We start from the raw sequence: 14,789 nt of genomic DNA on the forward strand, positions 1-14,789 counted from the left end.
TGCACGGCGCGCCACGACCGGTCGCCGGCTGCGTTATAGTAGGCCCCGGCTTTCCCAACGGTAGAACTCCCCATGCGGCTGCTGCACACCTCCGACTGGCATCTTGGCCAGACCCTGCACAACTTCGACCGGATCCACGAACACCAGCGCTTCCTCGACTGGCTGGTCGGGACGCTGGACGAAGAGCGCATCGACGTGCTGCTGATAGCCGGCGATATTTTCGATAACGCCAATCCGTCGTCGGCCGCGCATCGCCAGCTGTACCGCTTCCTGCAGCAGGCCCGCAGCCGCGTGCCCCATCTGCAGGTGGTGGTCATCGCGGGCAACCACGATTCGGCCGGCCGGCTGGAAGCGCCCACGCCGCTGCTCGAGGCCTATGGCACGATTATCGTCGGCAATGTATTGCGCAGCAGCGATGGCGAGGTCGACCTCGACCGGCTGCTGGTGCCGCTGCATGACCGCGACGGCAAGGTGGCCGCCTGGTGCCTGGCCGTGCCGTTCCTGCGCCCTGGCGACGTGCCGCGTCTGCGCGCCGCGGCGGGCGATGCAGCCAGCGATGCGCCAGGGCTCGATCCGTATCTGCAGGGCACCACCCTGCTGTACCGCCAGGCGTACGCGCTGGCGCGTACCCGCGCCACGGATGGCCAGGCCATCATCGCCATGGGCCACTGTCATATGGTCGACGGCCAGGCGTCGCTCGACTCCGAGCGCCGCATCGTCATCGGCGGCACCGAGGCTCTGCCCAGCAGCATGTTCGATCCGGGCATCGCCTATGCGGCGCTGGGCCACCTGCACTTGGCCCAGAAGGTTGGCGGGCGCGAGAACGTGCGCTACAGCGGCAGTCCGCTGCCGCTGTCGTTTTCCGAAGTCAATTACCAGCACCAGGTGCTGCGAATCGACCTGGAAGGGGATCGTGCCGCGGAGATCACGCCGCTGTTCGTGCCACGCGCGGTGGCCTTGCTGCGCGTGCCGGCCAAGCCCGCGCCGCTCGACGAGGCACTCGCGGCCCTGGAGGCGCTCGAACTCGATCCCGACCTGCCACAACACGCCTGGCCCTTCCTCGAAGTCAGGGTGCTGCTCGACGGCCCCGAACCCGGCCTGCGCGCGCGCATCGAGGCGGCACTGGCTGGCAAACCCGTGCGCCTGGCCAAGATCGAACCGACCCGCAAGCACGTGGCCGTCGACGATACGGAACTCGCGCTGAGCCTGGATCAACTGGCGCAGCTGCAACCGGACGACGTGTTCCGCCGCCTGTGGCTGCAGAAATACGGCGCCGAAGCGCCACCCGAGCAGATTGCGTCGTTTGCCGAACTGTTCCACGCGGTGGAAGGTGAGCCGCGATGAAGATCCTGCGTATCAGCGGCAAGAACCTCGCTTCGCTCGCGGGCGAATTTGCCATCGATTTCGAATCCGAACCGCTCGCCTCCGCCGGCCTGTTTGCCATCAGCGGCCCGACCGGCGCCGGCAAGAGCACCCTGCTCGATGCGCTGTGCCTGGCGCTGTATGGCGACACGCCGCGCCTGCTGAAGCGTTCGAGCACGCGCCTGCCCGATGTCGGCGAAGAAACCGTCACCGCGCAGGATGCCCGCACGCTGCTGCGCCGGGGCGCGGCCGAAGGCTGGGCCGAGGTCGACTTCGTGGGAAGCGACGACCGCCGCTACCGCGCCCGCTGGGCCGTGCGGCGCTCGCGCAACAAGCCGAACGGCGCGCTGCAGCCGGTCAAGATTTCGCTGAACCGGCTGCCCGAACTGATCCCCGTGGGCGGCACCAACACCGAAGCCGCGGCAGAGATCGTGCAACGCATCGGCCTGTCGTTCGAACAGTTCACGCGCGCCGTGCTGCTGGCCCAGAACGAATTCTCGGCGTTTTTGAAGACCGACGAAAACGAGCGCGGCGAACTGCTCGAAACGCTCACCGGGACGACGATCTACAGCGACATTTCGCGCCGGGCATTCGAGCGCTACAAGGCCGAACAGGTCCGCACCCAGGTCCTGCAATCCAAATTGGCCAATGCCGCCCCGCTGTCGCCGGAAGACCGCGCGCTGCTGGACACCGAACGCACGAACGCCGACATGGCCCGGCAAGCGCTGGACGATCGCCACGCCCTGCTCGAGGGGCAATTGCGCTGGCACCAGGAACAAGACAAGCTCACGCGCGGCGAAGCGCAGGCCGAGCAAGTCCTGGCGGCGGCCAACGCGCAGCGCGTGGACGCCGGCGAGCGGCGCCAGCGTCTGGCCACGCTCGACGCGGTGCAGGCGGCGCGGCCCCTGAGCCTGGACGTGCAGCGCCTCGAAGCCGAGCGCCGGCAAGCCCATTCGGCCATCGACACGACGCAGGCCCAGCTGGCGGCCGCGCTCGAGGTGCGGCGCACCAGCGTGGCCGAGACCGACGCGGCCACCGTGCAGCTGGACGCCGCCGAAGCGGCACTGCGCGCGGCAGCGCCGCAACTGGACGATGCCAAGGCCCTCGATGCCGCGCTGGCGACATTGGCGCCGAACCATCTGCAGGCGCAGTCGGCGCTCGACGCCGCGCGCGCGCAGGCGCGCCAGGCGCGTGAGCAGCACCAGGCCAAATCGACTGCACTGGCACGTGCGCAACAAGCCCGCGATGGCGCTGCCGCCTGGCTCGCAGCCCAGTCGCGCCTGGACGCGGTGGCCGGCGCCTGGGGCCAATGGGAACGCCTGCTGCGCCAGGGCGAAGACACGCTTGCCACGCTGGCCGCCAACCAGGCCGCGGCGGAAACAATCCAAACCCAGGCACTGGGCGCTGCCGAGCGCGAAGCGCAAGCCACGAGCGCGCTGGTAGCCAGCACCGCACGCCTCGACGCGCTGGAGACGACACGCCGCGCGGCCATGGCGGCGCTGGCCGGCGTCGATGCCGACGCCATCGGCGCCGAACGCCAGGGTCTCGATGTGCGCCGCGAACGCCTGACACAGGCCGAGCGCACCTGGACCGACCTGGCCGCCGCGCACGCCACGCTGGCCGACCTTGCGCGCGACGTTGACCGCGTCGAGACAGCGCGCTCAGGCGCCGAACAGGGGTTGGCCGAGGCACGCGCTGGCGCCCCGGCGCTGGAAGCGGCCATGACACAGGCCGAGCGCTCGCTGGCGGCAGCGGAACTCGCATGCGCAGCGGATGTCGAACAGCTGCGTGCGAACCTGGAGGACGACGCGCCCTGCCCCGTCTGCGGCGCGCACGAGCATCCGTATGCCCATCAGGCTGCGCCGCTGAAGAACATGCTGGCCAGCCTGCGCGCTGAAGTGGACGGCTGCCGCCTGCGCGTGCGCGACAACGGGGCGCTGCAGGCGCAGCACGCGGCCGCAGCGGGCGCGGCGCACGAGCGGCTGGCGGCGCTGGCGCACGAACGCAGCACGCTCGCCACGCGCGTTGCCAGTCTCGAACAGGCTTGGCACGCCGACCCGCTGGCAGCAGGCGCGCCACCGGCAGCCGAACGCGCCGACTGGCTCAGCGCCCAGCGCAGCGCGCTGCGCGACGCCGTCGACGAGTTGGCACGGCAAGAGCAACAGTGGCGCGCCGCTGCCGCCGCCCGCGACGCGGCCCAGCACGATGTCGATGCTGCCCAGTCCGACCTGGCCCGCCTGCGCTCTGCAGCAGAAGCCGAGCGCGAAGCGGCAGCCGGCCTGCAGGCCGCGCTCAAGACCCACACGCTGCGCCACGAAGCAGCCAGCGCGCAACTGGATGCGCTACTGGCCGAACTCGACGCCCCGCTGGCCGATGCGCATGGCGATGGCTGGCAAGCGGCATGGCGACGCGATCCAGCCACCTGGCGCGGGGCGCGTGCGCAGGAAGCCGCCGCATGGCGTGAACAGACCGACGCACTGGCCCGCGCCACTGCGGCAATTGCCACACTGGACGTGGAAACAACGGCGCTGGCCACGCGCATCGCCGAGATCGATACGGCCAGCGCACGCAGTGCACTCGACTTCGAGCGCATCGACGCCGAACTCACACAGAAACGCACGGCGCGCGCCGCGCTGTGGGCAGGCCGCCCGGCACGCGACGTCGAGCACGAACTGAACGCCGCCGTCACCGGCGCGCGCGAAGCGCTCGCGGCGCGCCAGCTGGTGGCGCAGCACGCGGCACAGGGCGAAACGACGGCGCGCACGGCACTGGCGGGCCTGGTCGAGCGCGTGGCGCAACTCGACAACGCCGGCGCGGCGGCGGCCACCGCCCTGGCCGACTGGCTGGAGGACTACCGCAAGGATCCCGACGGCGTGGACGACATCGCCAATCTGGATGCGCTGGCCCGCCTGCTGCAAGTGGGCGCCGCATGGCTGGCGCAGGAACGCACGGCTCTGAATACGATCGATACCGAGGTCGGCCAGGCGACGGCAATTCTGAACGAGCGGCGCGCGCAGCGGCTGGCGCATCTGGCGTCGGCCCCGCCGGCCGGCCAGCCGGTCGAGGCCGTCACGGCGGCGTTCGAGGCGATCCAGGCCGAGCACCATGCGGCCATCGAAGCGTCGACCTCGGCGCGCCTGCGCGTCATGCAGGACGACGAGCGGCGCGTGGCCGCCGCGTCCAGCCTGCGCGAGATCGAGGGGCAGCAGGTGCAGGAGCAGCGCTGGGGCAAGCTGTCGGAGCTGATCGGTTCGAGCGACGGCAAGAAGTTCCGCAACTACGCGCAGCAGTTCACGCTCGACGTACTGCTTGGCTATGCAAACGCGCACCTGGCGCAGCTGGCCAAACGCTATCGCCTCGAGCGCGTCAGCTACGCGGGCATGCCGTCGCTGGCGCTGATGGTGCGCGACCAGGACATGGGCGGCGAGGTGCGCTCGGTCAATTCGCTGTCCGGTGGCGAATCGTTCCTGGTCTCGCTCGCGCTGGCGCTGGGCCTGGCCTCGCTGTCGTCGAACCGGGTGCGGGTCGAATCACTCTTCATCGACGAGGGCTTCGGCAGCCTCGACAGCGAAACGCTGGGCGTGGCGATGGACGCCCTGGACGCGCTGCAATCGCTGGGCCGCAAGGTGGGCGTGATCTCGCACGTGCAGGAGATGACCGAGCGCATCGCAACCAAGGTGCTGGTGCGCCCGGCGGGTGGCGGCAGCAGCGCCGTGGTGGTCGAATGAAACCGAGTCAGGCGGTGTAAAATGCCGCCCTCCTTTCCTTTACCTGCTCCGTGATCATGAAACCAGCCCGTACCCTGACATTCAAGTGCGCGAAATGCACCAAGCCAGTCACCGTCTACCTGCAAAAAGTCTCCGCCTGCTCGCACATCCAGCCTTACCAGGGCATCTGCGGCTGCGGTGAAGTCAAGCGCCACGCCACCGGCAATGCCGACGCCGTTGCGTCCTATCTGGCGTCGAGCGACGGCAACTGGAACCACCATCACTAATACTAATAGGGATCAAGCGATGGCACGCATCGAATGGGTCGAGGACGGCGTCGAACGCTCGGCCGTCTGGCGCTCGGAGAGCGGCTGGCCCGCGCCAAAGAAGGTCGTGCTGGCCGACGACACGATGAGCGCTGACGCCGCGTACCGGCTCGCGCTGGACGGCACGGCGCTGCTGTGGCGCGGCGACTTCCAGAACGCCCGCCAGCTGGTGCAGGCGCTCGCGCGCCGGATCGACCACAAAGGCGAGCGCCCACGCCGCGCCAAGGCTGGCAAGGCGGCCCCGACGCCACTCGAAGCATTCCACCGCCATCGCCTGTCCCAGTTGCAGCGCGCCCGCACGCTGGCGATGCTCGTGCTGCCGTTCGAGGCCGATCACAGCATCCCCCTGCGCCGCGCGCCCGATGCGCAACAGGCCTGCCTGGAAGCCTACGGCCCGGTCGACGCGCCGTATGTCGCCTCGTTGCGCGAGCTGCTGGGCGTGATCGGCGCCCACGAGTGGCGCAGCAAGGGCGTCATGATTCCGGCGCTGAACGACCGCATCCACCCGTGGTACGGCGTGTTTTCGCCCGTGCGCGGCGAATACGTCGAGCTGGTCGCGCAGGCGCCGCTGCCTGCCGGTGCACAGCGCGCGTTCGACATCGGCGCCGGCACCGGCGTGCTGTCGGCCGTGCTGGCGCGGCGCGGCCTAGCCGTGCTGGCCACCGAGGTCGATCCGCGGGCGCTGGGCTGCGCGCGAGAAAACATCGCGCGCCTGGGCCTGAGCGCACAAGTCGAGATCGCGCAGACCGACCTGTTCCCGGAAGGCCGCGCGCCGCTGGTGGTCTGCAATCCACCGTGGCTGCCGGGCAAACCGAGTTCGGCGATCGAGTATGCGATCTACGATCCGGACAGCCGCATGCTGCGCGCGTTCCTGGCGGGCCTCGGTGCCCATCTGGAGGCCGGTGGCGAAGGCTGGCTGATCATGTCGGACTTTGCCGAACACCTGGGCCTGCGCAGCCGCGATCAGTTGCTGGCATGGATTGCGGCGGGCGGCCTGGAAGTCATCGAGCGCCACGACACGCGGCCCGTACACCCGCGCGCGACCGATGCCGACGATCCGCTGCACGCGGCGCGCTCGCAGGAAGTCACGTCGCTGTGGCGCCTGCGCAGCAGCGCCATTTGAGGGATTTACTCCCTCTGCACGTCGCGCATTGCATATTGCTGCGCAGCGCGCTATAATTGCGCTGCGGGGTGGAGCAGTCTGGCAGCTCGTCGGGCTCATAACCCGAAGGTCACAGGTTCAAATCCTGTCCCCGCAACCAATTCAATACAAAAGCCCGACTCACAGAGCCGGGCTTTTGTTTTCTATGGCAACAAAATGCAACCTCGAAGGCAGAGGATGAGAGACAAGAAAGACCACGCAACGTTCGACCTGCCTGGTTTCGAGCCGGCAGCGCCGCTCGATACGGTCACCGAACCCAAACGCACCGGCCCTCGTCCCCGCCGCAGCTCGCTCAAGCAAGAACAACTCTGCCTGATCGACGAAACCGACAACTCCGGCCTGCCTGTCTGGCGCCGCGACGACAAGCTCGACCTGACCGGCCTGCCGGTCTGGGCGCCCGATCCCCAATAGCGTCGGCCCTGCCGGCTGGAGGCTTCCATGCAATCCGATTCGTTTACTTCGCTGGCCCTCACGCCGCAATTTCTCGCCAACCTGACCACCCTCGGTTACGACCACATGACGCAGGTGCAGGCGGAAACGCTGCCGTCCGTCCTGGCTGGCAGCGACCTGATCGCCCAGGCCAAGACCGGCAGCGGCAAGACCGCCGCATTTGGCATCGGCATCCTGCACAAGCTCAATCCGGCCTGGTTCGCCATTCAGGGCCTGGTGCTGTGCCCGACGCGCGAACTGGCCGACCAGGTCGCCGGTGAACTGCGCCGGCTGGCGCGCGGCGTGGGCAATGTCAAGATCCTGACGCTGACCGGTGGCGTGTCGATGCGCCCGCAAATCGCGTCGCTCGAGCACGGCGCGCACATCGTCGTCGGCACGCCGGGCCGCATTCGCGACCACCTGGGCCGCGCGACGCTCGACCTGGCCAACGTGCAGACGCTGGTGCTGGACGAAGCCGACCGCATGACCGACATGGGCTTCTACGACGAGATCGCGGGCATCGTGTCGGCCACGCCGAAACATCGCCAGACGCTGCTGTTCTCGGCCACCTACCCGGACGATATCCGCTTTGCCACGCAAGGCTTCCTGCGCGATCCACTGGAAGTGAAGGTCGAGGGCAAGCACAGCTTCGAGCAGATCGACCAGCGTTTTTATGAGATCGGCTTCGAAGGCCGCGAAGATGCGGTCGGGCGCCTGCTGCGGCATCACCGTCCGGTGTCGGCGCTGGCCTTCTGCAATACCAAGGCGCGCTGCCGCGAACTGGCCGATGCCCTGCAGGCGCAAGGCTTTTCGGCGCGCGCGCTGTACGGCGAACTGGAACAGAGCGAGCGCGATGAAATCCTGGTGCTGTTTGCGAACCGCAGCTGCTCAGTACTGGTGGCCACTGACGTCGCCGCGCGCGGTCTGGATATCGCCGACCTGGACACCGTGATCAACGTGGACGTGTCGAAAGACCCCGAAGTCCATGTGCACCGCATTGGCCGCACCGGCCGTGCCGGCGGCAGCGGCATGGCGCACACCCTGTGCGCGCCGAACGAAAAGAAATGGGTTGGCCTGATCGAGCAGTACCAGGACCAGCCGGCCGTCTGGGAAAGCCTGGCTGCGCTCGGTGACGACGCAGAACCGGCCGCGCCAGCGCCGATGGTCACGCTGGTGATTGCCGGCGGCAAGAAGGCCAAGCTGCGTCCGGGCGACCTGCTGGGCGCATTGACCGGCGACGCCGGCCTGACGAAAGACCAGGTTGGCAAGATCAATATCGGCGAATTCAACAGCTACGTCGCGCTCGAGCGCAGCGTGGCGCAGGCCGCCGTCAAGCGCCTGGGCGAAGGCGATGCGCCGGGACCGGGCTTTGGCGTCATCAAGGGCCGCTGGTTCAAGATGCGTTTTCTCGACGCCTGAACGGTTGCGCGGCAGCGCATTTGCCACCCCATCTTCCGCGCACGCTTAAGATGGGGGTACCGTCTTCCTCACAAATCTGGCATTATTTGCAATAAATAAACATTCGTTCGGCCCGCGCAAGCGGCGACCGGCAAGATGCCATGAACCCCAGCACGCCCCCGCAGCAACTCGACGGCCGCACGGTCCGCGAGATCGTCGAGTACAACCACGAGATGGTCAGCGAGCCATGGTGCCGCCGCATCATCCGCCAAGTACTGCAATCGCTCGAAGTCCAGTACGGCATGAACGTGCCACACCGCCGCATCACGCCCGACAGCCTGCACATCCTTGAGGCCGGCGACCCGATGCTGGTGCCGGGTTACAGCGAGTTGCCCGACACCGCCGTGCCGGCCGACTACGAAGCGCGTGACCTGTACGACCTGGCCGCCGTGATGCATTACGCGATTTCGCAGGAACTGGCGCCGGTCGCGCAACTGCGCACGCTGGGCCTGACTGAATACAGCGAGGGTTTCCTCGCGGCGCTCGACCGCTGCCTGTCACCCGATCCGGCCGTGCGGCCACAAACCATCGAGCAGATGCGCGGCCTGCTGGGCATTGCCGTGATTGCGCCGAAGCCTGCCATGTCGCTGCCGCCGATCGACGACGAGCCCGTGACGCCGGTCATGCCGCTGCCAACGCCAGCGCCTGCACCGACGCCAGCCCCGACGCCAGCACCGCCGCTGAAGCCAGAACCTGTCCGCGCGCCTGAACCGGTGGCGGCGCCAAAGCCAGCACCGGCAGCGCCACCCCCTACCCCCGCCCCCGGTCCGCTGCCGATGCGCGCCGCCGCCAATGCATCGACGCCGATGGCGCCCGCCCCAACGCCGGTCGCTGCCCGGCGCACCAGGACACGCTGGCCGCTGATCATCGGCGCCATCATCCTGATCCTGGCCGCGCTGGCAGCCTTGTTCGCACTGATGCCCCAGGCCGACCTGAGTGCCATGAAAGACAGGTCCGCGCTGCCGGCAACGCCCGGGGCAGCTGCTCCGGCAGCTGCCCCGGCGCCGCTGGTCACGCTCGCCGAAGAACCGGCGCAACCCGACGCGCCGGTCATCGACGAGACCGAACCGCGCGCAGCCACGACCACCCCGCCGCCGGCCAAACCGGACGTCGCCGTGCCACCTACCGCAGTGCGCCTGGCGCCACAAGGCACGCCGCCCGAAGCGGCCATCGCCGGCACCACCTATAAATTGTTGATCCAGCCGTGGGGGACGATCGTCGTCGATGGCGTCGAGCGCGGCGCGACGCCTCCGCTCAAGCACATCACGCTGCCGCCGGGCGAGCACACGATCCGCATCGTCAATCCGGGCTTTCCCGAGCATACCGTGACCGTACAATCGGTCGAGGGCCAGAACGGCACCATCGAACTTGATTTCACCGAGGAGAAAACGCCTTGAGTACCCCTTTCATGAAACACCTGCCGGCCGCGGCGCTGATCGCCGTGATGGCGACAGGCTGCGCCGAATTCGGCCCGGCACTGGGCGGCAAGGAAGCCGCACGCGCCCACCCGCGTGCCGACGATGCGCGCCCGCGCGCCGAACGCGCCCAGCGCGCGGACCGCACGAACCGCCCCGCTGCCGGCACGGTCGACCGCAGCGATGTCGCGCTGCGCGAAGGCATCGCGCTCTACAACGACGGCGACTACAACGGCGCGATCCGGCGCTTGAGCAGCGCCGACATGAAAAGCGGCAACCCACGCGAACGCCTGTCGGCCGCCAAGTACACGGCGTTCAGCTATTGCGTGAGCGGGCGCCAGGCGCTGTGCCGCGAGACGTTCGACGCCGCTTTTCGCCTCGATCCGGCGTTCGATCTGAGCCCCGGCGAACACGGCCACCCGCTGTGGGGGCCGGTGTTCAGCCAGGCCAAGGCGGCGGCGCGCCGTTGACCGTTCAGACGCTGACGCGCGCCCGGTAAGTCGGCGCGCGGCGGCGCCGGCTGGCCTGCTCGTAGGCGTACGCCATCCCGATCAGCGCCGGCTCGCTCCACGCCGTGCCAACGAACGACAGCCCGACCGGCAAGCCGTGGATAAAGCCCGCTGGCACCGTGATGTGGGGATAGCCGGCCACCGCTGCCGGTGACGAAAAACTCGCGCCGTAATGGTCGCCGTTGACGGTGTCGGTCAGCCAGGCCGGCCCGCCGGTCGGCGCCACCAGCGCGTCGAGCTTGTACGCGCGCAGCACCTGGTCGATCCCCTTGTCGCGCGAATAGCGCTGGTTGTTGGCCAGCGCTTTCACGTAGTCGCGCGCCTGCAGGCCGCCGGCTGCCTGCGCCGCGATCAGGTGTTCCTGGCCGAAGAACGGCATCTCCCGCGCCGCGTTGCGCTGGTTGAACGCGATGATGTCGGCCATGGTCTTGACCGGCGCATGCGGCGCGTACGCCTCCAGCCACGCTTCGAGGTCGGGCCGGAATTCGTGCAGCAGCACGGTCAGTTCGGACGCGCCGTATTTGTCGGTATTGGGCACCGTCACATCGACCAGCACCGCGCCCTGTGCCCTGAGTACACCCAGCTCCTTCTCGATCAGCGCATTCACACCATCGTGCCCGCCAAAAAAGTCGCGCGCCACGCCGATGCGTTTGCCGCGCAAGCCATCCTTGTTGAGCGCGTTCGCATAATTGATGACGGGCGCGCGCGACGTGGCGCCATCCTGCGGATCCGCGCCGGCCAGCGCCGCCAGCAGCAGTGCGGCATCGGCCACGCTGCGCGTCATCGGCCCGGCCGTGTCCTGCGAATGCGCGATGGGAATGATGCCGCTGCGGCTGACCAGACCCAGCGTCGGCTTGATGCCGACGATGCCGCAGGTTGACGCGGGCGAGACGATGGAGCCATCGGTTTCGGTGCCGACGGCCAGCGTGGCCAGGCTGGCGGCCATTGCCGAGGCCGAGCCGGAACTCGAGCCGCTCGTGTTGCGGTCGAGCGCATACGGATTGCGCGTCAGGCCGCCGCGCCCGCTCCAGCCGCTGGTCGAGCGGGTCGAGCGCATGTTCGCCCATTCCGACAGATTGGTCTTGCCGAGGATGACCGCCCCGGCATTGCGCAGGCGGGCCACGATGTGAGCATCGCGCCGGGCCTTGACGCCATCCAGTGCCAGCGAGCCGGCCGTCGTGCTCATCTTGTCGGCGGTGGCGATATTGTCTTTCAGCAGGACCGGAATGCCATGCAGCGGGCCGCGCAGCTTGCCGGCCTTGCGTTCGCGGTCACGCTCGCGGGCGATCTCGAGCGCATCGGGATTGATTTCGATGACCGAGCGCAGGCGCGGGCCGGCGCGGTCGACGGCCGCGATGCGGGCCAGGTAACGCGAGGCCAGCTCGTGCGCCGTCAACTTGCCGGCGCGCATGGCCTGCGCCTGTGCGTGGACGCCGGCCTCGAGGATGGCGGCCGGCGCCGTTTTCGATGGCGCGGCATGTGCCAGCATGCTCGTGCCGGCAACGGTACCGGATACTGTCCCGGCCACCCCCATTCGTACAAAATCCCTGCGCTCCATGCCTGTGTGCTCCGTCAAATGGCCAAGCAATAGCATAGCAGCAACGTGACAGGCGGACTGCCCGGCTGTGATAGGCGAAACGACTCACAGACGAGTCGATCATATATTGGACAAATCCAGCGCCAGCCGTCACCCTGATCCAATCATTGTTTTTGCATTATTCTGGGAGATTGCCATGCCGACTTACCGTTCACACACCACGACCCAGGGTCGCAATATGGCAGGCGCCCGTGCCCTGTGGCGCGCCACCGGCATGAAAGACGGCGACTTCGACAAGCCGATCATTGCCGTGGTCAATTCGTTCACCCAGTTCGTACCGGGCCACGTCCACCTGAAAGACCTGGGCCAGCTGGTCGCACGCGAGATTGAAGCGGCCGGCGGCGTGGCCAAGGAATTCAACACCATCGCGGTCGACGATGGCATCGCGATGGGCCACGGCGGCATGCTGTACTCGCTGCCCTCGCGCGATCTGATCGCCGACTCGGTCGAGTACATGGTCAACGCGCACTGCGCCGACGCAATGGTCTGCATCTCGAACTGCGACAAGATCACGCCCGGCATGCTGATGGCCGCAATGCGCCTGAATATTCCTACCGTGTTCGTCTCGGGCGGCCCGATGGAAGCCGGCAAGGTCATCAAGGTCGTGAACAACGAACGCAAGGTCATCAAGCTCGACCTGATCGATGCGATGATCAAGGCCGGCGACGCGACCGTGTCGGACGCCGACGTGGCCGAGATCGAGCGCTCGGCCTGTCCGACCTGCGGATCGTGCTCGGGCATGTTCACGGCCAACTCGATGAATTGCCTGACCGAGGCGCTGGGCCTGGCGCTGCCGGGTAATGGCACGATCGTCGCGACCCACGCCGACCGCAAGGAACTGTTCCTGCGCGCCGGCCGCCTGATCGTCGAGACCGCCAAGCGCCACTACGAGGAAGACGACTACTCGGTGCTGCCGCGTTCGATCGCGACCAAGACCGCGTTCGAGAACGCGATGGCGCTCGACGTGTCGATGGGCGGTTCGACCAACACCGTGCTGCACCTGCTGGCCGCCGCGCACGAAGCCGAAGTCGACTTCACGATGGCCGACATCGACCGCATCTCGCGCCTGGTGCCCTGCCTGTGCAAGGTCGCGCCGATGACCGACAAATACCATATCGAAGACGTGCACCGCGCCGGCGGCATCTTCTCGATCCTGGGCGAACTGGCGCGCGCCGGCCTGTTCGACACATCGCTGCCAACGATCCATAGCCCGACGATGGCGGCAGCCATCGAAAAGTACGATATCGCGGTCAGCACCGACGAGGCCGTGCACCAGTGGTTCCGCGCAGCGCCGGGCGGCGTGCCGACCCAGGTGGCGTTTTCGCAAGCCGAGCGCTACGAAAAGAACGACCTCGACCGCGCCATGGGCTGCATCCGCGACCGCGAGCACGCGTATTCGAAGGATGGCGGCCTGGCGGTCTTGTACGGCAATATCGCCGAAAAGGGTTGCATCGTGAAGACGGCCGGCGTGGACGAAAGCATCCTTAAATTCTCGGGCAAGGCGCGCGTGTTCGAGAGCCAGGATGCAGCGGTCGAAGCGATCCTGGGTGACAACGTGGTGGCCGGCGACGTCGTCATCATTCGCTACGAAGGCCCGAAAGGCGGACCGGGTATGCAGGAGATGCTGTACCCGACCTCGTACATCAAATCCAAGGGCCTGGGCAAAGCCTGCGCATTGTTTACCGATGGCCGTTTCTCGGGCGGTTCGTCGGGGCTGGTGATCGGGCATGCGTCGCCCGAAGCGGCCGAAGGCGGCGCCATCGGACTGGTGCAGGAAGGCGACATGGTCGACATCGACATCCCCGAGCGCACCATCAACCTGCGCGTGACGACCGAGGAACTGGCGCACCGCCGCGCGGCGATGGATGCGCTGGGTGCGGATGCCTGGTTGCCGCTGGGGCGCGAGCGTTATGTGTCGCAGGCGTTGCAAGCGTATGCGGCGCTGACCACGTCGGCCGATCGCGGCGCGGTGCGGGATCTGGCGCAATTGCGCCGCAAGTAGGGTTGGTTGGTACAGCTGGCTGTAGGGTGGGCGGCTACGCCGTCCACGCGTTCAAACCAAAACGGCGCTGTGTGAAATCGCGTGGTTCGATGGGCTTGATTGAACGCGTGGACGGCAAAGCCGTCCACCCTACGTCACCGCATCATCCGATGTGGTACGAATTGGTTTGCCCCGCCCATAAAAAAACGCTGCCGAGGCAGCGTTTTTTTATGGAGAAACCCGAGCTTAGTTACGCACGACTTTCTTGTACTCGTTGGTACGGGTGTCGATTTCGATCATGTCGTCGCCGCTGACGAACAACGGCACCATCACGGTGTGCTGCTTGCCTTCGATGGCGTTTTCGATCTTGGCTTCTTTCAGGACGTTGCCCGACGTGTTGCCCTTGACTGCTGGCTCCGAGTACACGATCTGGCGTGCGATCGTGGTTGGCAGTTCGACCGAGATGGCCTTGCCGTCATAGAACACGGCTTCGCATTCCATACCGTCTTTCAGGTAGTGCAGCGCGTCGCCCAGGTTCTCTTCTTCGATTTCGAACTGTTCGTAGTCGGCGTCCATGAAGACATACAGCGGATCGGCGAAGTACGAGTAGGTCACTGGCTTCTTGTCCAGCACGACGACGTCGAACTTGTCATCGCCACGGAACACGTTTTCCAGCGGTGCATTGGTCAGAAGATTCTTCATCTTCCACTTGTAGGTGAAGCCCGTGCGGCTCGAGCCGTTGACGTCGGAACGCAGCACGATGAACGGCTTTTCATCAACCATGATGATGTTGCCAACACGAATTTCTTTTGCGGGTTTCATAGATATTTTACGTAAAAAGAT

11 protein-coding genes and 1 tRNA gene are annotated in these 14,789 nt (G+C 67.2%); 10 read left to right on the forward strand and 2 right to left on the reverse strand.

Features of this window, described 5'->3' with window-relative positions:
* Positions 1 to 72: 72 nt before the first annotated feature.
* The 9 genes from NX775_RS03635 to NX775_RS03675 all read left to right on the forward strand — a co-directional run bounded on the left by NX775_RS03635 (position 73) and on the right by NX775_RS03675 (position 10,329).
* Positions 73 to 1,344, forward strand: a complete 1,272-nt coding sequence (locus NX775_RS03635) for an exonuclease SbcCD subunit D C-terminal domain-containing protein (protein ID WP_258834757.1) — start codon at positions 73 to 75, stop codon at positions 1,342 to 1,344.
* Positions 1,341 to 5,090: an AAA family ATPase gene (locus NX775_RS03640; protein WP_258834758.1), complete on the forward strand. Its 3,750-nt coding sequence runs from the start codon at positions 1,341 to 1,343 to the stop codon at positions 5,088 to 5,090. Before NX775_RS03635 ends, NX775_RS03640 begins: the two co-directional genes overlap by 4 nt.
* A 56-nt stretch (positions 5,091 to 5,146) precedes the next feature.
* Positions 5,147 to 5,356, forward strand: coding sequence for a hypothetical protein (locus NX775_RS03645; protein WP_183558170.1), 210 nt, complete (start codon positions 5,147 to 5,149; stop codon positions 5,354 to 5,356).
* A 19-nt stretch (positions 5,357 to 5,375) separates the two neighbouring features.
* Positions 5,376 to 6,518 carry a methyltransferase gene (locus tag NX775_RS03650; RefSeq protein ID WP_258834759.1) on the forward strand — a complete coding sequence of 381 codons (1,143 nt, stop codon included), beginning with the start codon at positions 5,376 to 5,378 and terminating at the stop codon, positions 6,516 to 6,518.
* Positions 6,519 to 6,580: 62 nt separating this feature from the next.
* Positions 6,581 to 6,657, forward strand: a tRNA-Met gene (locus NX775_RS03655).
* Positions 6,658 to 6,734: 77 nt separating this feature from the next.
* Positions 6,735 to 6,968, forward strand: coding sequence for a hypothetical protein (locus tag NX775_RS03660; protein WP_183558164.1), 234 nt, complete (start codon positions 6,735 to 6,737; stop codon positions 6,966 to 6,968).
* A gap of 27 nt (positions 6,969 to 6,995) precedes the next feature.
* Positions 6,996 to 8,405: an ATP-dependent RNA helicase DbpA gene (dbpA, locus tag NX775_RS03665; protein WP_258834760.1), complete on the forward strand. Its 1,410-nt coding sequence runs from the start codon at positions 6,996 to 6,998 to the stop codon at positions 8,403 to 8,405.
* Positions 8,406 to 8,545: 140 nt separating this feature from the next.
* Positions 8,546 to 9,841: a PEGA domain-containing protein gene (locus tag NX775_RS24025; RefSeq protein ID WP_307732056.1), complete on the forward strand. Its 1,296-nt coding sequence runs from the start codon at positions 8,546 to 8,548 to the stop codon at positions 9,839 to 9,841.
* Positions 9,838 to 10,329: a TssQ family T6SS-associated lipoprotein gene (locus NX775_RS03675; protein WP_258834761.1), complete on the forward strand. Its 492-nt coding sequence runs from the start codon at positions 9,838 to 9,840 to the stop codon at positions 10,327 to 10,329. Before NX775_RS24025 ends, NX775_RS03675 begins: the two co-directional genes overlap by 4 nt.
* Before the next feature lie 4 nt (positions 10,330 to 10,333).
* Here NX775_RS03675 and NX775_RS03680 read toward each other — a convergent pair whose 3' ends face one another.
* Positions 10,334 to 11,926 carry an amidase gene (locus tag NX775_RS03680; RefSeq protein ID WP_258834762.1) on the reverse strand — a complete coding sequence of 531 codons (1,593 nt, stop codon included), beginning with the start codon at positions 11,924 to 11,926 and terminating at the stop codon, positions 10,334 to 10,336.
* 175 nt (positions 11,927 to 12,101) lie between these two features.
* Here NX775_RS03680 and ilvD point away from each other — a divergent pair, with 175 nt between their 5' ends.
* Positions 12,102 to 13,967, forward strand: a complete 1,866-nt coding sequence (gene ilvD / locus NX775_RS03685; RefSeq protein WP_258834763.1) for a dihydroxy-acid dehydratase — start codon at positions 12,102 to 12,104, stop codon at positions 13,965 to 13,967.
* Between the two features lie 225 nt (positions 13,968 to 14,192).
* Here ilvD and NX775_RS03690 read toward each other — a convergent pair whose 3' ends face one another.
* Positions 14,193 to 14,768: an elongation factor P gene (locus NX775_RS03690; protein ID WP_183558142.1), complete on the reverse strand. Its 576-nt coding sequence runs from the start codon at positions 14,766 to 14,768 to the stop codon at positions 14,193 to 14,195.
* Positions 14,769 to 14,789: the final 21 nt, after the last annotated feature.

The organism is Massilia aurea (assembly GCF_024753205.1).
Lineage (GTDB): Bacteria > Pseudomonadota > Gammaproteobacteria > Burkholderiales > Burkholderiaceae_D > Telluria > Telluria aurea.